The following is a 20,220-nucleotide window of genomic DNA, read 5'->3' on the forward strand; positions in this document are numbered from 1 at the left end:
TTAAGGTGGTTTTAGCAACAGGGTTCCACCTCTTCCCATTCCGAACAGAGAAGTTAAGCCTGTTAGCGCCGATGGTACTGCGTAAAAGCGGGAGAGTAGGTCGCCGCCGACCTTTAAAACAGAAAGCCGTTCCAATATATTGGAGCGGCTTTTTTTTGTTATAAGGAGGTGCGAATTCCATTTCGCACCATTTTTTGAAAGTGGCAAAGCCGAAAAACGGCTCTTTAAAACTTCCACAAGCTATTACCGTGTGGATTTGGAAATCCACACGAACAGGCAGTGTAGTCTTTAAAAGTATGTATCATAATAATAGAATAGGTTTTTTTGTTTTTAATCTTAATGTATGAGGTCTGTGAATTTGAATGTTTTTTAATCTTATTCGGTCAAAAAATCTTACCTTAGTCAACATTATTTCTTTTGAGATATTTGCCGTGATGTCAGACTTCAAAGAGCTTAGTTACAATTCCCATAAAGAACATTATAAAGATAATCCCGATATTCTGGGACGCCTGAAACGTAAAAGCAGCATTGATTATTGGCGCCATGAACGAATGTATCGTCTTTTGACACCTCTTTTGAATAGAAAGGGCGCCAAATGGCTGACTGTTGGAGACGGGTTGGGAACAGATGCCAACTGGTTACAGGGGAATGGCCAGAGTGTTGTGGCTTCCGATATCTCTGAATATGGTCTGAAAGCTGCAGCAGAAGGAGGTTATATTCAGGATTACAAGCTGGTCAATGCAGAATCAATTGATTTTGTCGATGATAGCTTTGACTATGTCTTCTGTAAAGAGGCCTATCATCACTTTCCCCGGCCATACTTGGCGGTTTATGAAATGTTGCGGGTGGCTTCAAGAGCTGTAGTTTTAATTGAACCAGTGGATATTGGCATTCAATTTCCGCTGATGGTTTTTTTGAAAAACCTTTTGGAGAAAGTTGCTCCGGGCATGGTGAACAAAGTTTGGAAAAATCGTTTTTCCTTTGAAACAGTTGGCAATTATGTATATAAGATTTCCGAACGGGAAATTGAAAAAGTAGCAATGGGGATTGGTCTTCCCATGGTTGCTTTTAAAGGCATTAATGATTTTTACACAACAAAATTCGATTTAAAGTCTTCAACCGGGAATAAAAAGCTCTTCCGTAAAGTCAAAGGAAGAATCAAACTGAAAGATTTCCTGAGTCGCCTGGGGGTAATTCCGTATGAACTGGAGGCTTGCGTTATATTTAAGAAACAACCTTCACCTGAGGTTGTTGCCAATATGAAAGAACAGGGATTTAAAGTTCTTTCTCTTCCTGAAAATCCATACCTGGAAGGGAAATAAGAGGGGAGATTGAGGCTAAGGTTAAGGCTAAGGTTAAGAGAATCTTGTTTAATGAAGCCATCTTATTTTCCAAATTATTATTTGAATAACCGGGTTACAAAGAAACATTCAGTGCACCTGCTCCTCTCAGCTTCAACCTCAATCTCTCCTTTTTTCAACTCTTTTCTTCCTTATTTAGGAGCATTCTTCCCTTAAATAAGCCGACTTCTTTAAAAAAATTCTATTTTTGCGGTTTAAAAAATAAGACCTGTTTTAATTTTAAACCACTTCAAAATGAAAAGATTTTTTACTGCTTTAGTAATTGGAATCATTTCCGTGTCCTCTTTTTCACAAAACCTTCAGGTTCACTACGACATGGGTGAAGACCGTGGATATGCCACTACTACCCTTGAAATGTTTAAACCCGATGAATGGGGTAGCACCTTTTTCTTTGTCGACTTCGATTATGATACCGAAGTTGGTGAGAGCGTTTCAATGGCTTATATGGAAATAGCCAGAGGTTTGAAGTTCTGGGACAACCCTTTTGAAATTCATGTGGAATATAATGGCGGATTTGGACAATTTGCGCCGGGCCTTGCTTATCAAATCAATGATGCCTGGCTGTTTGGTGGAAATTACACCTGGAACAGTCCTGATTTTAACCGGATTTTTACCCTTCAGGCTATGTATAAAGCTATTCGGGGCTATGATGATGCTTCTTTTCAGCTGACCGGGGTTTGGACTGTCAATTTTGCTGGAGGTAAGATGACCTTTTCAGGATTTGCTGATTTGTGGAAAGAGGAAAAAGTCTTTCAGGAATTTAACGGAGGTGGATTACCAGATATTATTGAAACAAATTATGTTTTCCTGACTGAACCTCAGCTTTGGTATAATGCTACTGATCATCTTTCGCTGGGTACAGAAATTGAAGTGGCCAGCAACTTCACAGTTGAAGGGTTTAAAGTATGCCCTACAGCTGCCGTTAAATGGAATTTCTAAGCTTATAAAAAACGAAAGTTATGTTTGAAAAGTTTTTCAATCTAAAGGCCAATAATACCAATGTGCGTACCGAAATCATTGCTGGTATTACCACATTTATGACCATGGCCTATATCCTGGCGGTCAATCCTGATATTCTTTCAGTAACCGGAATGGATAAAAGTGCTGTTTTTTCAGCAACTACACTTTCAGCCATAGTAGGAACCCTAGTGATGGCTTTGTGGGCTAAGTTACCCTTTGCTTTGGCACCCGGAATGGGGCTGAACGCCTTTTTTGCTTTTACCGTGGTGCTGGGGATGGGCTACAGCTGGCAATTTGCTTTAACTGCAGTATTTCTGGAAGGAATTATATTTCTGATTCTTACCGCTTTCAATGTGCGTGAACTTATTGTCAATGCAATTCCCATGAACCTCAAACATGCCATATCTGCAGGTATTGGTTTGTTTATTGCCTTTATCGGAATGCAGAATACTGGGCTGATTGTATCAAATGATGCCACGCTGGTTGCATTGGGAGATATGAGTTCTCATTCGGTTTGGATTACTTTATTTGGTCTGGTTTTGATTGGTGTATTGCTTGCCCTCAAAGTAAGAGGGGCTCTCCTGATTGGTATTTTTGCAGCCACCGTTGTTGGTATTCCTTTAGGCGTAACTCATTTGCCGGAAGGTTCATGGCTTACTCTGCCGCCGTCTATTGAGCCCATTGCTTTCAAATTTGAATTTTCCAGTATTTTCACAATCGATATGATGATTGTGCTGTTCACTTTCCTTTTTGTGGATATGTTTGACACAGTGGGTACTTTGATCGGAGTTTCATCGAAAGCCAATATGATAAAGGAAGATGGTTCTTTGCCTCGTGCCAAACAAGCTCTTTTTGCTGATGCCATTGGTACTACTGTGGGATCTTTACTTGGAACTTCCACTGTTACCACCTATGTGGAAAGTGCATCCGGAGTAGCAGAAGGAGGCCGTACCGGACTGACTTCGCTGTCAACTGCTGGTATGTTTTTATTGGCGCTGTTCTTCGCACCTATTTTCCTGATGGTTCCCGGAGCAGCCACAGCGCCGGCACTTATTTTGGTAGGATCCTTTATGTTGTCACCTGTTCTCAAAATTAATTTTGATGATTATACCGAATCTATTCCTGCGTTCCTTACCATTGTAATGATGCCTCTGGCATACAGTATTGCTGAAGGGATTGTTTTCGGGATGTTGTCGTTTGTTGCGCTGAAGTTATTGTCAGGAAAAACAAAAGACTTATCATGGATTATGTATGTGCTGACAGTCCTCTTCTTATTGAAGTTTTTTATGTAGAGATGATTTAGACTGTAGTTTATAGCCAGTAGTCAATAGAATGAACAAATGTCGATAATTCTGTCGGATTATAGGTTGTTTAGGCAATTGTACTTTTTAGCTGGCATCTGATAATATTAATTTCTTTTAGGGAGGCAGTTTTCGTTCATTCGGAAATTGCCTCTTTTTAATTCTTCCATAATTGGTAAAAAATAGTCTGACAACCAGTTTTTATCCGTACTTTTTACTGTTGCCGTACTCGTCCTGTTTCTGCATTTACATCTTTCTCATTTTTTTGCCAGATATGCCTTTAATGACTCCCTGTTCTGATTTAACCTGCATTATTCACAAATAATCTATTCCGATGTCCAACTACCTGTAAAATCCAACCGTCCTCAATAAAATGGATTTGAAAATAATCCATTATTTCCTGCATCCATTTTATCTGCGGTTGATTGTATTTCTTGATATTTGAACATCTCATAACGAAAACTCATGAATAAAGCCGGTTAAATGTTGCGATGCCAAAGACTTGCCTGTTCGCTATTGATACTTACGACTGACTACCGAATTAAGATTCTTTGAAGGTACAGAATGACACAATCTCTTTTTCTCAACCTCAGCCTCAATCAGAGTCCGATAAAGCTAAGTCTGAGGTTAAGGTTAAGGGAAGTTTTCTTATTTTAGTATTCTTTCCCTCTCAGTTTAAGTCTGATAAGAAAGTAACAAAGGATGAATTAATAAATCTGTTCCGCTCAACCTCAGCCTTAACCTCAATCTCAACCTTTCACCTCAATTTTCTCCCCCACTATCGTCATTTTCCATTTGCTTTTGTTTCAGTCAAGCGATATATTTGTAAACTTTTTAAAACTGAGGCAAAAATTTACATATAAATGAGCAAAAAATTTCCTGAATACAAAGGGTTAAACCTCGCTGATGTGAATCGGGAGGTTTTGAAAGAGTGGGAAGCCAATAAAACATTTGATAAGAGTCTGTCCAGCAGGGAGGGACGTCCGTCTTTTGTTTTTTACGAGGGACCGCCGTCGGCCAACGGAATGCCGGGCATTCACCACGTGATGGCGCGTACCATTAAGGATATTTTTTGCCGTTTTAAAACACAGCAGGGCTATCAGGTGCATCGTAAAGCCGGATGGGATACACACGGACTCCCGGTGGAACTTGGTGTGGAAAAGACCCTCGGAATTACCAAAGAGGATATCGGAAAATCCATCTCGGTGGCAGAATACAACGAAGCCTGTCGGAAGGATGTGATGAAATATACCGATATGTGGGAAGATTTGACCCACAAAATGGGATACTGGGTGGATATGGACCATCCTTACATCACCTACGACAACCGATACATAGAGACATTGTGGTGGATGCTTAAAGAGCTCTACAAAAAGGGACTGCTTTACAAGGGATATACCATTCAGCCATTTTCTCCTGCTGCAGGAACCGGATTGAGTACACATGAGCTGAATCAGCCCGGCTGTTACCGTGATGTGAAGGATACCACTTGTACCGGTCAGTTCAAAGTCGTTAAAAATAACGAGTCGGAATTTTTATTCAAAGATGCCGATGCGGATGTTTTCTTCCTGGCATGGACTACAACCCCGTGGACATTTCCTTCTAATACTGCGCTTGCCGTTGGTTCCAGTATAAAATATGTGCGTGTAAGGTCTTTTAATCCCTACACCGGTGAGCCATTAATCGCTGTAGTTGCCAAAGATCTCGTCAACTCATTCTTTAATCCTAAAAATGCAGAGTTGTCACTTGCTGACTATACTCCGGGTGATAAGAAAATACCATTTGAAATTTTGGATGAGTTCGACGGACAAAAACTTATCGGACTACGCTATGAGCAGTTAATCCCCTGGGTTAAACCTGACGGTGATGCATTTCGTGTCATTGCCGGAGATTTTGTGACCACCGAAGATGGTACAGGTATTGTGCATATCGCGCCTACTTTTGGTGCGGATGACAACCGGGTAGGAAAAGAGGCAGGAATTGCGCCCCTGCTATTGCTCGATAAGGACGGAAAGCAGCAACCGATGGTCGATCGCACCGGAAAATTCTTCCTGATAAAGGACCTGGATCCTTCATTTGTGAAAAATAATGTGGACATTGATACTTACAGTGAATTTTCCGGTAGATTCGTTAAGAACGGATACGATGAGAAGCTGACGGATGATGACCCCTCACTGGATGTGGACATCGCTGTTATGCTCAAAAAGGAAAATAAAGCCTTCAAGGTTGAGAAATACGAACACAGTTATCCGCATTGCTGGAGAACTGACAAGCCTGTGCTTTATTATCCGCTCGATAGCTGGTTTATCAAGACCACGGCAGTTAGGGATAAAATGATGGAACTTAACAATACCATCAACTGGAAACCTCAATCCACAGGGACCGGAAGGTTTGGTAAATGGCTGGAAAATTTGGTGGACTGGAACCTTAGCCGATCACGTTACTGGGGAACGCCCTTACCGATCTGGCGAACTGAAGACGGCTCTGAGGAGAAATGCATCGGATCGGTGGAAGAGCTGGTCAATGAAATCGACCGCTCGGTAAAGGCCGGTTTTATGGATAAGAATCCATTCGGCAGTTTTAATCCGGGTGATTTCAGTGATAGCAACTACAATAAGATAGATCTCCACAGACCTTATGTGGATGATGTGATACTGGTTTCAGAAACCGGGAAACGCATGGTTCGCGAAACCGACCTGATTGATGTTTGGTTCGATTCCGGGGCTATGCCTTATGCACAAATGCATTACCCGTTTGAGGGCCTCCCCCTAGCCCCCTCCCAAGGAGGGGGAACAAGGACAGAAACCCCCAATGATTCGGGAGAGGAAAGACCTGCCTATGAAACAGGACGACCTTCTACTTACAATGGATTAGCTGGCAAAATGAAGGAGATGCGCAAAGAGCCAACTGAAGCTGAGAATGTATTGTGGCAACAATTGCGTAATAAACAAGTTGACGAATGCAAGTTTAGAAGACAGCATGCTATAGACCAGTTTATTGTGGACTTTGTTTGTCTGTCAAAAATGGTAATTGTTGAAGTTGATGGAGGTTACCATGAAAAGGCAGATGTGAAGAAAGCTGATGAACAAAGGACAAAGATTTTAGAAAACTTAGGTTACAAAGTAATCCGTTTCTCCAATGAAGAAGTCATTGGCAATACAGGATCAGTTATTGAGAGAATTAAAAATGTTTTAAATACCAGAAAAGACTTCTCTGATAAAAGTACCCCATCTTCCCCCCTTGGGGGGGATTTGAGGGGGGCTGGACTTCCCCCCTTGGGGGGGATCGAGGGGGGCTCCCTTCCTTTTCCTGCTGACTTCATAGCCGAAGGCGTGGATCAGACCCGTGGATGGTTCTTTACCCTGCATACACTGGCAACAATGCTATTTGATAGTGTAGCCTTTAAAAATATCATCTCCAACGGACTTGTGTTAGATAAAAACGGCAACAAAATGTCTAAACGACTGGGCAATGCCGTTGATCCGTTCAAAACCATTGAGGAACATGGTTCCGATCCGTTGCGCTGGTATATGATTACCAATGCCCAGCCATGGGACAATCTGAAGTTTGATCTCTCGGGTGTGGATGAAGTGAAAAGAAAATTCTTCGGAACACTTTACAATACCTATTCTTTCTTTGCTCTTTATGCAAATATCGACGGTTTTGCCGGAAGTGAAGCCGAAGTACCTGTCGGTGAGCGTCCGGAAATTGATCGCTGGATTATTTCCCTGCTTAATACGCTGACCAAAGAGGTTACCGATGCACTGGAGAATTATGAACCAACCCGTGCGGGTCGGGCCATACAGAATTTTGTGACCGAAAATCTCAGTAACTGGTATGTGCGCTTGAATCGCAAGCGTTTCTGGGGTGGCGAAATGAGCCGTGATAAACTAGCTGCTTACCAAACGCTTTATCAGGCGCTGGAAACTGTCGCTATGCTGGCAGCACCCATTGCTCCGTTTTATGCAGACCGGTTGTTTACCGACCTGAATAAACTATCAGGTCGTCATTCGGAAGAATCTGTTCATTTAGCTGAATTCCCTGTGTTTGATGAAGCGATGATCGATAAGGCACTGGAAGAACGCATGGAGTATGCTCAGCAGATTTCATCCATGGTACTTGCGCTTCGTCGAAAAGTGAACATCAAGGTTCGTCAGCCGTTACAGAAGATAATGCTGCCTGTTTACGATGCCCATTTTGAAGAGCAGATTGAGGCAGTAAAAGATTTGGTGCTGACGGAGGTTAATATCAAGGAAATTGAGTATCTTAAGGATGCCTCAGGCGTTTTGGTAAAGAAAATCAAACCCAATTTTAAAACACTTGGACCTCGTTACGGAAAAATGATGAAAGCCATCAGTAAAGCTTTTGCCGAGATGTCACAGGAAGACATTGCCAAGTTTGAACAGGAGAATAATTTCACTCTGGTGCTTGATGGTGAAACAGTGGAACTGAATCGGGAGGATGCCGAAATTATAAGTGAGGATATTCCCGGTATGCTGGTGGCCAATGAAGGACGGATAACCGTGGCATTGGATATTACCCTTACACCTGAACTGAAGGCCGAGGGTGTTGCCCGGGAGCTGATCAACAGGATTCAAAACCTTAGAAAAGACAGTGGTTTTGAGGTGACCGATAAGATTGTGGTAAGTATTCAAAAAAACAGTGCCACGGATGTGGCCGTTGAACAACATAAAGAGTATATCGCCACACAAACGCTGGCAAATGAAATAAATCTGGTTGAATCATGTAACAGCAACGATGCTCTTTCCGTAGAGTTGGAGGAAGATGTGATTTTGTTGTTGGAGATTAAAAAAGTATAACCTTACCAAGCCTGTTTTATTGATTGCGTCGAATTTCGATTCATGAATAATCGCAATAGATGATGTGTGAATAAATCAGGATAGGTGTTTCACTCATTTTACACTAATAAATTTTGTCATTATGGCAGAAAAGACCCGATATTCAGATGAAGAGTTGAAAGAATTTAAAGACATAATTCTTGCCAAGCTCGAAAAAGCAAAACGTGATTACGAATTGCTTAGAAATACCATAACCCTCGAAGATGGTAATGATACCCAGGATACCTCGCCCACATTTAAGGTTTTGGAAGAGGGAGCTGCTGTTCTTTCCAAAGAAGAGGCCGGGAAACTGGCACAGCGTCAGCAAAAATTCATTCAGCATTTGCAGGCTGCTTTGGTGCGCATTGAGAATAAAACCTATGGTATTTGCCGTGAGACCGGAAAACTAATTGCCAAAGAACGGTTGAGAGCGGTCCCACATGCAACCTTGAGTATCGAAGCAAAGAAAGCTCAGAAGTAGAGTTCCGGAAGGAGTCTTTTCTTGAAAATGGTGATTTGTTCGTCAGGAAAAATTATGCTTTTGAGGGAGGGAGTTGATGCGTTGCAATATTTGATGTGCTGCGTTCCCTGATGGGTTACACGGCGCAGGGTGTATGGCTTATATGCGGTCATTCTGTAATTTTCTGTTGCAACGGTTGGAGAAACCCGAAACGTCAATCAACCATTACGGATAAAAAACAAAAAGCAATGATGCTTGGTGCTATATTTTATGCGTGATACGACACTTAGGCCGGAAATTTTGGCTTTTGCGGGCGGATAGGTTTAAACGGACTAGATTTTTTTGTTTCTTTTTGGAGCAATGCCAAAAAGAAAATCAATAAAGAGGTTAAAGTTGGTCTGCTGACTTTTTCAGCAGCTCCTAATTATTTTACAAACTGCTAAGAGCTACGAGCTAAGCGCTAACAGCTGAAATATGGGAAAATTAAAAACACCTGTAATCATAATTCTTGCGATTTTACTTGTTGATCAGGCGTTGAAGTTCTGGGTAAAAACCAATATGATGCTGGGAGACGAGTTTTCAGTTTTTGGCGATTGGTTTTACATTCACTTTGTTGAAAACAACGGAATGGCCTTTGGTATGGAGTTGGGAGGTGATTTCGGAAAAATTTTTCTGAGCATTTTTCGCATAGTAGCGGTGGTAGGTATTGGTTGGTACCTTTACAAACTGACTCTTAAAAATGCACCTGTGGGGCTGATTGTAAGTGTGAGCATGGTGCTTGCCGGAGCATTGGGAAATATCATCGACAGTGCTTTTTACGGAATGATTTTTAATCACAGTTACTCTCAGGTGGCAACACTTTTCCCGGAAGGGGGGGGGTATGCCTCTTTTCTTCATGGGCGTGTTGTGGATATGTTTTATTTCCCTCTTTTTTCCGGCACCTATCCTGATTGGTTCCCATGGCTCGGGGGACAGGAATATATTTTTTTCCGTCCCGTGTTTAATATAGCTGATTCCTCGATTACGCTTGGAATTATTTCCATCCTGATATTTCAAAAGAAATTTTTTGAACACGAAGAGGTGGATAAATAAAGCAAAAGAGCCGGTCGGAGCTGGTTTTTTTGTTTTATAATGAGCCTAATCCCCGGTTTTAACCGGGGGGCTGGTGCGACACACAGATCCGTATAGCCGGCTTCAATCCGGCTTTTCAAAAACTCCGTGATGATTTTGATGTTGTTGAGAAGCCGCCTCAAAGCCGGCTATTATGGAGGTGGGCCTGCATTGTACAATCCCCCGCCTAAAGACAGGGGCTAATCTCATGGGTTTGTTCATATTGTCTGATTCTGATGTTTATTGGAATTGATTGTTGTTCTCAACCTCACTTACACACTTAACCTTCATTCCTCCTCCGATTTCTAAACAATCAAAAAAACTTTTCCCGTTTCCGGGCGGTTACCCCGTATAAAATTAATAAATTTGCACACCTTTAACATGGGCTCTTTATTGAAGCCATCTTAAAGCAGGATGACCAGACTTTTTGAATAATTTTTTGTCATGGAATACGTTTATTTTGTAAATTGATATTCTGTGAGAATTATTCTGGTGGCCGAAAAACGGATGTAACCTGGTTTTTGGCTTATCTTGCTGAAATCATTGTGTTTACCAACTATACTCATTGTTGGTAAAAGGTGGCTCATGTGAGTCAGGAGACGGTAGTGTATCATATCCATAACTTCTTTTTGAGGTAATTCTTATTCTCTATTTTATGCGTAAACTTCTCTTATTCCTACTGATGGGACTGCTTTTGGGGGGAAGCCTCAGTAGTTCTGCCCAGGAAAATATCAATCCAAGGGAAATTAAAATTTCAGAACTTTCCGATAATCAGATTCGAAGGATTCATGATGAGATGATGAACCGGGGCCTCTCGGAACAACAGGCCATTTCGCTGGCCATGGCCCGCGGCTTCACTCGTCAGCAAATCAATGAATTACAACGGCGCTTTGAACAACTCGGGAGTACGACTCAATCTTCAGGCGGAAAGGAGCAAATGGTTTCTGATTCATTGTTTTGGGGTGAGACTTCCAAGAAAGAGGAGATTGAAAAAACTGCCGAAAGGAAGAAGTTGTTTGGTTTTGACTTCTTTAATTCAGAGCATCTGACTTTCGAGCCAAGTGTAAATTTGCCTGCATCCAAATCATATATCATCGGGCCCGGAGATGAGTTCTCCATTGATATCTGGGGTACCTCTCAGCAGAGCTATCAGCTTTCTGTTGACAACGGAGGGAACTTGAATATACCCAATGTCGGGCCAGTTTCGGTTGGATCCCTTACGCTTGAGGAGGCAGAAAAGAAGATTTTTAATAAGCTGACATTGATATACCGCGATCTGGCCGAAGAGAATCCGCAGACATTTGCGCACATCTATCTGGCACAGATTCGCCCCATCAAAGTTCATGTGATTGGAGAAGCTTTTGCTCCGGGTAGTTATACCCTGCCGGGATCTGCAACTGCTTTTAATGCACTGTACCTGGCGGGTGGCCCCAATATGAATGGTAGTTTCCGTGAAATTAAAATCATCCGCGAAGGGCGACAAGTAAAGACCCTCGATGTTTATGAATATCTCATCAGCGGGAAAACGGATGACAATATTTCTCTGCGTGATGACGATGTCATCATGGTGCCCTCTTACCGTTACAGAATAAGGATGAGTGGAGAGTTTAAGCGTACCGGTATTTTCGAGGGTAAGCAGGGAGAGACTGTGGCAGATATGCTGGCCTATGCCGGCGGATTTACCGATAAAGCATACCAGGAAAGGCTGGAGGTATTCAGAACTAATTCACGACAGAACTATTTTGAGGGCGTTGGTCGTGAGGATTTTGATAATGTGTTGATTCAGAATGGAGACAGCATTATTGCAGGCGAAATTCTTAAAAGGGTCGAGAATCGTGTGATTATTGAAGGGGCGGTGATGCGTCCCGGGAACTATGAACTGACCGAAGGCTTGTCGCTGACCACCTTGCTTGAACGTGCAGAGGGATTGCGCGAGGATGCTTTCATGGAAAGAGGTCAGATATTGCGTCTGGACGATCATTTTGAGTTGCAAAATATACCATTCTCCGTGAAGGAATTGGTGGCAGGAGATTTTGATATTAACCTGAACAGAGAGGACATCGTTACCATCTACTCCCGGGACAGCCTCCGCCAGGAGCGTAACCTTACCATCAAAGGAGAAGTGCAATACCCCGGAACATTCGATTACCGCGACGGCACCACTCTTTCCGACCTGGTAGCGATGGCCGGTGGTTTTACCGAGTCTGCTTCCAGCTCTTATATTGAAGTTGCCCGGCGCCTCAGTCATGATGAAAAAAGTGAGTACAGCAAGCGAACCGGTCATTTGTTTCAGTTCACCATTTCCCGCAATCTGGAGATGGATGAACAGGATGGTCGCTTTGAATTAAAACCATACGATCAGATATTTGTACGTCGTGCCCCCGGATTTGTGAACTCAGGAACCGTGCGTATTAATGGGGAGGTGTTGTATGCAGGTGAATACAATCTTTCCAATCGTGAAGAGCGACTCTCGAGCGTTATTGAACGTAGCGGGGGGCTCACTCCGGATGCCTATCCACAGGGTGCCATGCTTACCCGCAAGGTAGAGACCGATGCCAAAACAAAGCGTTTACGCGACCAGTTAATGGAACGCGACAGCACCCTTCAGTTCGACGATATGGGTTTTGAAGTCCTGGCCATTGATCTGAGAACAGCCTTGGAAAATCCCGGAACCCGTGACGATGTATTTCTTCAGGCGGGAGATGAGCTGTTTATCCCCCGGGAGTTACAAACCATTAAGATCAGTGGTGAAGTGTTGAATCCTGTCAGTGCACCGTTTGTGGAGGGTAAGTCGCTCCGTCACTACGTAGATCAGGGAGGTGGATTCTCCGATATGGCAAAGAAAAGTAAGGCCTATGTGATTTATCCCAATGGCAAGGCTGCAGCGACAACAAATTTCCTGTTTTTTAAGAATTATCCAAAAGTGCTGGCCGGAAGTGAAATAGTGATTCCTTCCAAGCCGCATCGCGACCCGCTGCCCGCCACCGCCTGGATCAGCATCGGCAGTAGCGTGGCATCACTGGCACTTACGGTGGTGACCATTAGCAATACGTTGAAATAGGGCCCCCTAAATCCCCCCCAAGGGGGACTTTGAGATTAGCTGGTAGCTATTAGTTATTAGGGGGTTAGGCGAGTAGGCAAGTAGAGGTAATAAACTGAACTCAAAACCCGAAACGCAGAATTCATGCCTCAACTCTGAACCACCTACCCGCTACCCCCTGACCCCCTGAAGGGGGAACCGGAACGCGCAAAACGTTCAACTTGTAATTTTTAATAATGAAACCGTTTTCAAGCTTGAATGCACCCCCGACCTTGGCAGATAAGCCTAAAAACAAGGTTCTTTGATCGAAAAATCGTCTCTGTTTGAATCTTGTGCGCGCAGCAAACGAGATGAGTTTTGACGATTTCGATAAAAGAACCGTAGTTTTTAGAGCGAAAGCTGGCTCAGTCTTGAAATATTGTGATAAGTGAGAGCAGTAGCCAAGCTTGCTTGGATAATGCCGAACGCAGCAATATTCATGAAATAAGTTCTTTGCCTACTTTCTTGTATCAAGACAAGAAAGTAGGTCAGGGTTTAAGGGATGAAATCTCTTTTTGAAGTAAGGAAAAAATCTTGGTTAATTAGCGATTAACAATTTAAACGGCGCGTGGGCCTGTCCGCTTTCCGGGCCGGCGGATGGCGGAAAGCCAAAATGGGCGAATTTTAGGAGCCTTGCGTCAGTGTTGTTTCATGTGTAAAATAATGTATAAGTTGAAGTTGGTTTTTGATTTTTTAGTAATGAGAAAAAGTGAGCATAGCCTTAGCTACGTGAATCTTTTTATCATGAATAAAAAACAAAAATCAACAATGCTTGGTGCAATATTTTATTCGTGATACGACACTACGGCCGGAAATTTTGGTTTTCGCGAGAGGATAGGATTAAGCGGACTAGACTTTTTTGTTTCTTTTTGGGGCAATGCCAAAAAGAAAAATAAAACGAAATCCCCTTTTAAGAAAATGTTTTGATCATAAGAATTTAAAATGCCAACAATATATCGACAAAACGGTTATCGGTTTTTCTTCTATTCAAATGATCATACTCCTCCTCACATTCATGTTGAAAAAGGAAGAGGTACTGCAAAATATTTATTGAATGACGCAACCCTGGTTGGGTCCCGACGTTTTAATTCTAATGAACTTGGAGAAATGAGAAAGATAGTTTTGGAAAATCTTTCTTTGTTTAATGATAAATGGGATGAGTATTTTAAAGATTAAAAAATCTACCAATGCAGTTAATCTGTGGTTCGATGACCAAAAACTGCATTTGGTTCTCGAAGATGGACGCGAGGTAAGTGTACCATTGGAATGGTTCCCTTTACTGAGAGATGCTTCTTCCAAACAATTAAACAACTGGCGTTTTATTGGAGACGGGGAAGGAATTCATTGGGAGGATCTTGATGAGGATTTGTTGGTTGAAGCACTTTTGTGAAGAAGAAATCAAAACTCAGCATCCTGAGCGCTACCCCTTATGAAGTATAATCTTCATAGGGTAAACCTGAGCCTTTCAATGGGGAACTGCCAACGCGCATTGCACAGAACCGGTACGATAAACCCTGAAATTGTTTTCAAGCTTGAGTGTTTACCCCGCGCTTGGCAGATACAAGGCTGAAGAGTATTAAAATTTTACAGTAATGAAATGTAAATCCGCTCTCGCTCTACCCCCTGATGGGGGAACTGTCAACGCGTAAAGCATTCAACTTGTAATATATATATTTGAACCCGTTTTCAAGCTTGAATGCACCCCCGACTTTGGCAGATAAGCCTAAAAACAAGGTTCTTTGATCGAAAAATCGTCTCTGTTTGAGGCTCACGGCGTAGCAAGTGAGATGAGTTTTGACGATTTCGATAAAAGAACCGTAGTTTTTAGAGCGAAAGCTGGCGAAGTCTTGACCTTTTTTTGATTACTTTTTTTGTGTCAAGACAAAAAAAGTAATTCAGGGTCTAAGGGATGAAATCCCTCAAAAAAGATTTGATTAAACAAAAAAGAAATCATTATCATACACCATAATTCATGGAACAAACCACCAAAGAAAATTCTGTGAACAAAACAGAACGCCCAATCATCAAAGACGACGAAATAGACCTCATAGCCCTGGCCCACACCATCTGGGATAACCGCAAAACCATCTGGTATTCCATAGCCGTTGCAGTTGTTATTGGCTTAATGGTTGCCATATTTAGCCCCGTAAAATACACTGCCTCAGCAACAATCCTTCCTCAGGCAGAAGGCAAAACCGACCTGGGAGGCCTCGGCGGACTGGCAAGTATGGCCGGCATTAACCTGGGCTCTATGATGGGAAGCGCTTCAGGCATTCAGCCCGATTTGTATCCCAAAGTAATCAACAGTTATCCGTTCCTCAACGAACTGGTACACCAGCCGTTTAACTTTGAAGAGGAAGAAACTCCGAAGTCCATTTATGAGCAACGAATGCAGGATTCTATTCCCGGGTTTGGGGCCACTTTGATGAAATATACTCTTCGTCTGCCCTGGACCATCAAGAATGCCTTGATGGGAGAGGACAAGAAAATTTCTGCTGGAGTACCCGGTCAATCTGCCATAGATGTCACAAGACTTTCGGAAGAGGAGACCGAAATATTAAAATCAATGACTGAAGTTGTTACTGTTTCTGTGGACAATGAAACAGGCCTGGTGACCATTGGTGCTGAGTTGGGAGAACCACTGCTGACAGCTCAGGTAACGCAAAAGACGGTGGAACTACTTCAAAAATACATCATCGAATACAAAACCCGACAGGCAACGCAGAATCTTGAGTTTATTGAAGCTCGCCTCAAAGAAAAAAAGGCAGAATTCGAAACAGCCCGTGAAGCCTTTTTTGAATATCGCGATCGCAACCGAAACATCATTGAGGAACGTACCAATATCCGCTATCAGGAGTTGAGTGATTCCTACAACCTGGCTTCGGAGGTTTATCAGAGTCTGGCGGAACAAAAGGAGCAGGCAGAGATTGCCGTGAAGAAAGATACTCCTGCTTTTTCTGTTATTGAACCGGTTAAGGTGCCTATTGAGAAGTCGGCTCCTAGGCGGACTCTTATTTTGATAATAAGCATTTTTCTTGGGGGATTTATTGGGATTGGATTGATTTTTGGAAGAATGGTTTGGAGTAAGATGAGGAATGCATGGTAGGTTTTAAATGTTAACCTTTGTAAAGAAAGAAAGACAAAAAAAAATATCAATGAAAGAGAAAGTATTAGTTACAGGTGCTGATGGTTTTATAGGATCTCATTTAACCGAATTTTTACTTGAGGAAGGGTATCAGGTAAAAGCTTTAGCACAATATAATTCATTTAATAATTGGGGGTGGTTGGAAGACGTTCCTGAAAATGCGAATATAGAGGTTATTACAGGAGATATTCGTGATTCACATTTTTGTAAAGAAATCACTAGAGGTGTTGATGTTATTTATCATTTAGCAGCTTTGATAGCTATTCCTTTTTCTTATGTTGCACCCGACAGCTACGTGGATACTAATGTGAAGGGGACATTAAATATATGCCAGGCTGCAAAGGAAAACGGCAATATACGTGTTATTCATACTTCTACCTCTGAGGTATATGGAACTGCTCAATATGTTCCTATCGACGAAAAACATCCCAAACAAGCTCAATCTCCATATTCCGCATCAAAAATTGGAGCAGACGCCATGGCAATGAGTTTTTATAATGCTTTTGAGCTTCCTGTTACCATTGCTCGACCTTTTAATACATACGGTCCACGTCAGTCCGCCCGAGCAATAATACCTACTATTATTACCCAAATAGCAAACGGGATTAAAGAAATAAAACTGGGAGACCTGAGTCCAACCAGAGATTTTAATTTTGTAAAAGATACTTGCAAAGGATTTGTAGCCTTAGCTGAAAGTGAGGCCACCATTGGTAAGGAGATAAACATCTGTTCCAATTTCGAGATCTCAATGAAGGATACACTTAATCTGATAAAAGAAATAATGAAATCAGATGTGGAGTTTATTACTGATGAACAGCGTCTAAGACCTCAAAATTCAGAAGTATTCAGGCTTTGGGGAGAAAATAAATTGATTAGAGAACTTACCGGCTTTAAACCTGATTACAATATTGAGAAGGGACTTGCCGAAACTTGCAAATGGTTCTCTGACCCAGAGAATCTAAAAAAATACAAAGCAGGAATCTATAATGTTTGAGAACTTATGCAGGATTATTCATCAGTAATAGAATTTATACGCGAGACTTTTCATACTCCTGAAGCATTTATTCCGCTTCATGAGCCCCGTTTTTTGGGGAATGAAAAAAAGTACTTGGAGGAGTGCATTGATTCAACTTTTGTTTCCAGTGTAGGAAAATTTGTTGATCGCTTTGAGGAAATGGTTACAGAATTTACCGGAACGAATAAAGCTGTTGTTTGTGTGAATGGAACAAATGCGTTGCATTTAGCATTGCAACTTTCAAATGTTAGGCCGGATGATGAAGTTATTACTCAACCTCTGACTTTTATTGCAACAGGGAATGCCATTAGTTATTGTGGAGCCAGTCCTGTTTTTGTAGATGTTGACAGAGATACTTTGGGGTTGTCACCGCAAAAGCTGGAAGAGTGGCTGGAGGAGAATGTGGATATGAGAAATGGCAAGGCTGAGGTTAAGAATAATGAAGCTCAACCTTACAATAAGTCGACTGGTAGGCGTATTGCTGCCTGCGTACCCATGCACACTTTTGGTCATCCGTGCAGGATTGACAAAATCGTTGAAGTATGTAATCGCTACAACATCAAAGTTGTCGAAGATGCTGCTGAAAGCCTGGGAAGTTATTACAAAAACCAACATACAGGAACATTTGCCGATATTGGTGTTTTAAGTTTTAACGGAAACAAGACAATTACAACAGGTGGTGGAGGAATGTTGTTGTTTAAGGATAAAGCCATGGGAGAGTATGCAAAACATTTGACTACTCAGGCTAAAATGCCTCATAAATGGGAATTTAGACATGACCATATCGGCTATAATTATCGGATGCCTAATATAAATGCCGCTTTGGGGTGTGCTCAGATGGAACAATTGCCAAAATTCCTGAAAGTAAAGAGAGAATTGGCCAAAAGATATGACAGGTTTTTCTCATCGTCTTCCTTTAACTCAGTTTTCGTCAATGAACCATCTCATTCCAACAGTAACTACTGGCTCAATGCTATTTTGTTGAATAACAAAGAGGAACGTGAGCATTTTTTGGAACAAACCAATGAAGCAGGCGTTATGACTCGACCTGTTTGGGAGTTAATGAATACCCTCCCGATGTTCAGGAAATGTGAAAAGGGAGATTTGTCCAATGCCGAATGGCTGGCAGACAGGTTGGTCAATATTCCAAGTAGTGTCATCCTTTGATTTTTTTCAATTTTTGCCTAATCTACTTTTTAACTTATGAAACCATTACTTCTTATTGGGGGAGGCGGACACTGTAAATCCTGTATTGATGTAATTGAACAGGAGGGTAAATATCAAATTGTCGGGATTGTAGATGTAAAAGAAAAAGTGGGACAGTCCATTCTGGGATATCCGATTGTTGGAACCGACGATGATTTGTCTAATTTGGTTCAGCAATATAAAAATGTATTAATTACCATAGGTCAAATAAAATCGGCAAGCATACGAATCAAAATATATGAACAATTAAAGCAGCTCGGAGCTGAATTTCCGGTTGTTATGGCCCCTACTGCTTATGTTAGTAATCAAGCTTTAGTTGAAGAGGGGACAATTATTATGCATCATGCTTTAATTAATGCAGAAGCCAAAGTTGGATTTAATTGCATTATTAATACAAAAGCACTTGTCGAACATGGAGCAACAATTGGAAAGCACTGTCATATATCGACAGGAGCGATAGTAAATGGACAGACCATTGTTAGTAGCGAATGTTTTATCGGGAGTGGAGCAACTTTAGTTAATAATATACATCTAACTGAAAAAGTAATTGTTCCCGCGGGTGCTAAAGTAATGAAGGATATTATGAGGCCAGGCATATATATACAGTGATTTCCGTATCTGTTCAAAGTCAATTCCACAAACTTTTAAATATAGCATGCACACAATTATTATAGCGGAAGCTGGAGTCAACCACAACGGCGAAATAAATAAAGCAAAAAAACTAATTGATGTAGCGGCAAAAGCCGGTGTTGATTATGTAAAATTTCAAACTTTTAAAGCCGATAAGTTAACTAGTAAAACAGCAAAAAAGGCTTCGTACCAATCCCAAAATATAAATGATGGGGATGATACTCAGTATTCCATGTTAAAAAAACTGGAATTAAGTGAGAATGATCATTTAGAATTAATGAGTTATTGTACTCAGAAAGGTGTCCAATTCCTTTCAACGGGCTTTGATGAGATTAGTATTGATTTTTTGGACAAATTGAATATCAAATTATTTAAAGTTCCTTCAGGCGAAATTACCAATAAACCATATCTGCAACATATTTCATCCAAAAAGAAGCCTGTCATTTTAAGTACTGGGATGGCAACGATCTCTGAAATTGAAAATGCATTACAAGTTTTGACTACAGAAGGTATTCCAAAAGACCAAATAACCGTTTTACACTGTAATACAGAATATCCTACTCCCATGGAGGATGTCAACCTTAAGGCCATGGAAACGATAAAGAATGAATTAAAGGTTAAAATTGGGTATTCTGATCATACTTTAGGCATTGAAGTGCCAGTTGCAGCCGTGGCTCTTGGGGCCTCAGTAATTGAAAAACACTTTACATTAGACAGAAATCTTCCAGGACCTGACCATAGAGCATCACTTGAGCCAGATGAATTAGAACAAATGGTCAAAGCCATTAGGAATGTGGAATTAGCATTGTCAGGCTCAGGAAGGAAGGAACCAAGCCCAAGTGAACAAAAAAACATTAGTGTCGCCAGAAAAAGCATTGTGGCTGCAAGAAGGATTAGTAAGGGTGAAAAGTTTTCGCCTGAAAATATTACTGTAAAAAGACCTGGTGATGGAATTAGTCCAATGTTATGGGATGATGTTATAGGGAAAGATGCTAAACAGAATTTTGAAGAGGATGAATTAATTAAAATATAATCTACATGTAGGGTTAAGTGGGATTACAAAATAATCAAGAATTATTTTTGTCTGGTTTTGAATCTCATTTGTGATAATTGTG

General features: G+C 41.5%; 15 protein-coding genes and 1 rRNA gene. 15 read left to right on the forward strand and 1 reads right to left on the reverse strand.

Translation table 11 applies throughout. The annotated features are described in order from the left end of the window. Window position 1 precedes the first annotated feature (1 nt). The 6 genes from rrf to BY457_RS16310 all read left to right on the forward strand — a co-directional run bounded on the left by rrf (window position 2) and on the right by BY457_RS16310 (window position 8,941). Window positions 2-112 (forward strand): 5S ribosomal RNA (gene rrf / locus BY457_RS16285). A gap of 322 nt (window positions 113-434) precedes the next feature. Next, window positions 435-1,322 carry a class I SAM-dependent methyltransferase gene (locus tag BY457_RS16290; protein ID WP_181256512.1) on the forward strand — a complete coding sequence of 296 codons (888 nt, stop codon included), beginning with the start codon at window positions 435-437 and terminating at the stop codon, window positions 1,320-1,322. A gap of 273 nt (window positions 1,323-1,595) precedes the next feature. Continuing rightward, window positions 1,596-2,300, forward strand: a complete 705-nt coding sequence (locus tag BY457_RS16295) for a DUF5020 family protein (RefSeq protein WP_106154395.1) — start codon at window positions 1,596-1,598, stop codon at window positions 2,298-2,300. 20 nt (window positions 2,301-2,320) lie between these two features. Continuing rightward, the gene (locus tag BY457_RS16300) at window positions 2,321-3,613 is read left to right on the forward strand and encodes an NCS2 family permease (protein WP_106154396.1); all 1,293 of its coding nucleotides are present in this window, start codon (window positions 2,321-2,323) and stop codon (window positions 3,611-3,613) included. Window positions 3,614-4,485: 872 nt separating this feature from the next. Continuing rightward, window positions 4,486-8,442: an isoleucine--tRNA ligase gene (gene ileS / locus BY457_RS16305; RefSeq protein ID WP_106154397.1), complete on the forward strand. Its 3,957-nt coding sequence runs from the start codon at window positions 4,486-4,488 to the stop codon at window positions 8,440-8,442. A gap of 121 nt (window positions 8,443-8,563) precedes the next feature. Then, window positions 8,564-8,941, forward strand: a complete 378-nt coding sequence (locus BY457_RS16310; protein WP_010664259.1) for a TraR/DksA family transcriptional regulator — start codon at window positions 8,564-8,566, stop codon at window positions 8,939-8,941. On the opposite strand, the gene BY457_RS19070 is transcribed toward BY457_RS16310, so the two are convergent. Continuing rightward, a complete protein-coding gene (locus BY457_RS19070) occupies window positions 8,932-9,093 on the reverse strand; it encodes a hypothetical protein (protein ID WP_181256513.1) in 162 nt (53 codons plus the stop codon). The two genes, BY457_RS16310 and BY457_RS19070, sit on opposite strands and share 10 nt — an antisense overlap. Before the next feature lie 301 nt (window positions 9,094-9,394). On the opposite strand from BY457_RS19070, the gene BY457_RS16315 reads away from it, so the two are divergent. The 9 genes from BY457_RS16315 (at window position 9,395) to neuB (ending at window position 20,138) form a co-directional block, all read left to right on the forward strand. Continuing rightward, complete coding sequence (locus tag BY457_RS16315) at window positions 9,395-10,012, forward strand: lipoprotein signal peptidase (RefSeq protein ID WP_106154398.1); 618 nt, start codon at window positions 9,395-9,397, stop codon at window positions 10,010-10,012. A gap of 673 nt (window positions 10,013-10,685) precedes the next feature. Further along, complete coding sequence (locus BY457_RS16320) at window positions 10,686-13,091, forward strand: SLBB domain-containing protein (protein WP_181256514.1); 2,406 nt, start codon at window positions 10,686-10,688, stop codon at window positions 13,089-13,091. A gap of 960 nt (window positions 13,092-14,051) precedes the next feature. After that, window positions 14,052-14,285 (forward strand): DUF4160 domain-containing protein, encoded by a 234-nt coding sequence (locus tag BY457_RS16325; RefSeq protein ID WP_106154400.1) that lies wholly within the window; start codon window positions 14,052-14,054, stop codon window positions 14,283-14,285. Further along, window positions 14,266-14,499, forward strand: a complete 234-nt coding sequence (locus BY457_RS16330) for a DUF2442 domain-containing protein (RefSeq protein WP_106154401.1) — start codon at window positions 14,266-14,268, stop codon at window positions 14,497-14,499. The genes BY457_RS16325 and BY457_RS16330 overlap by 20 nt, the downstream gene beginning before the upstream one ends. A gap of 582 nt (window positions 14,500-15,081) precedes the next feature. Further along, window positions 15,082-16,215 (forward strand): Wzz/FepE/Etk N-terminal domain-containing protein, encoded by a 1,134-nt coding sequence (locus BY457_RS16335; RefSeq protein WP_106154402.1) that lies wholly within the window; start codon window positions 15,082-15,084, stop codon window positions 16,213-16,215. Between the two features lie 49 nt (window positions 16,216-16,264). Then, window positions 16,265-17,248, forward strand: a complete 984-nt coding sequence (locus BY457_RS16340; protein ID WP_106154403.1) for an NAD-dependent 4,6-dehydratase LegB — start codon at window positions 16,265-16,267, stop codon at window positions 17,246-17,248. Between the two features lie 6 nt (window positions 17,249-17,254). Next, a complete protein-coding gene (locus tag BY457_RS16345) occupies window positions 17,255-18,436 on the forward strand; it encodes a LegC family aminotransferase (RefSeq protein WP_106154404.1) in 1,182 nt (393 codons plus the stop codon). Window positions 18,437-18,472: 36 nt separating this feature from the next. Further along, on the forward strand, window positions 18,473-19,084 hold the full coding sequence (locus BY457_RS16350) for a NeuD/PglB/VioB family sugar acetyltransferase (protein WP_106154405.1): 612 nt from the start codon (window positions 18,473-18,475) through the stop codon (window positions 19,082-19,084). 46 nt (window positions 19,085-19,130) lie between these two features. Then, entirely contained in the window at window positions 19,131-20,138 is a 1,008-nt protein-coding gene (gene neuB, locus BY457_RS16355) for an N-acetylneuraminate synthase (RefSeq protein ID WP_106154406.1), read from the forward strand. Window positions 20,139-20,220: the final 82 nt, after the last annotated feature.

It is taken from the genome of Marinilabilia salmonicolor, from assembly GCF_003003035.1.
Taxonomy (GTDB): domain Bacteria; phylum Bacteroidota; class Bacteroidia; order Bacteroidales; family Marinilabiliaceae; genus Marinilabilia; species Marinilabilia salmonicolor_A.

Excerpts from the sequence above, each read along its gene's own strand:
- BY457_RS16290 (WP_181256512.1), top strand. The coding sequence starts at position 435 with ATGTCAGACTTCAAAGAGCTTAGTTACAATTCCCATAAAGAACATTAT.
- BY457_RS16295 (WP_106154395.1), top strand. The coding sequence starts at position 1,596 with ATGAAAAGATTTTTTACTGCTTTAGTAATTGGAATCATTTCCGTGTCC.
- BY457_RS16300 (WP_106154396.1), top strand. The coding sequence starts at position 2,321 with ATGTTTGAAAAGTTTTTCAATCTAAAGGCCAATAATACCAATGTGCGT.
- ileS (WP_106154397.1), top strand. The coding sequence starts at position 4,486 with ATGAGCAAAAAATTTCCTGAATACAAAGGGTTAAACCTCGCTGATGTG.
- BY457_RS16310 (WP_010664259.1), top strand. The coding sequence starts at position 8,564 with ATGGCAGAAAAGACCCGATATTCAGATGAAGAGTTGAAAGAATTTAAA.
- BY457_RS19070 (WP_181256513.1), bottom strand. The coding sequence starts at position 9,093 with ATGACCGCATATAAGCCATACACCCTGCGCCGTGTAACCCATCAGGGA.
- BY457_RS16315 (WP_106154398.1), top strand. The coding sequence starts at position 9,395 with ATGGGAAAATTAAAAACACCTGTAATCATAATTCTTGCGATTTTACTT.
- BY457_RS16320 (WP_181256514.1), top strand. The coding sequence starts at position 10,686 with ATGCGTAAACTTCTCTTATTCCTACTGATGGGACTGCTTTTGGGGGGA.
- BY457_RS16325 (WP_106154400.1), top strand. The coding sequence starts at position 14,052 with ATGCCAACAATATATCGACAAAACGGTTATCGGTTTTTCTTCTATTCA.
- BY457_RS16330 (WP_106154401.1), top strand. The coding sequence starts at position 14,266 with ATGAGTATTTTAAAGATTAAAAAATCTACCAATGCAGTTAATCTGTGG.
- BY457_RS16335 (WP_106154402.1), top strand. The coding sequence starts at position 15,082 with ATGGAACAAACCACCAAAGAAAATTCTGTGAACAAAACAGAACGCCCA.
- BY457_RS16340 (WP_106154403.1), top strand. The coding sequence starts at position 16,265 with ATGAAAGAGAAAGTATTAGTTACAGGTGCTGATGGTTTTATAGGATCT.
- BY457_RS16345 (WP_106154404.1), top strand. The coding sequence starts at position 17,255 with ATGCAGGATTATTCATCAGTAATAGAATTTATACGCGAGACTTTTCAT.
- BY457_RS16350 (WP_106154405.1), top strand. The coding sequence starts at position 18,473 with ATGAAACCATTACTTCTTATTGGGGGAGGCGGACACTGTAAATCCTGT.
- neuB (WP_106154406.1), top strand. The coding sequence starts at position 19,131 with ATGCACACAATTATTATAGCGGAAGCTGGAGTCAACCACAACGGCGAA.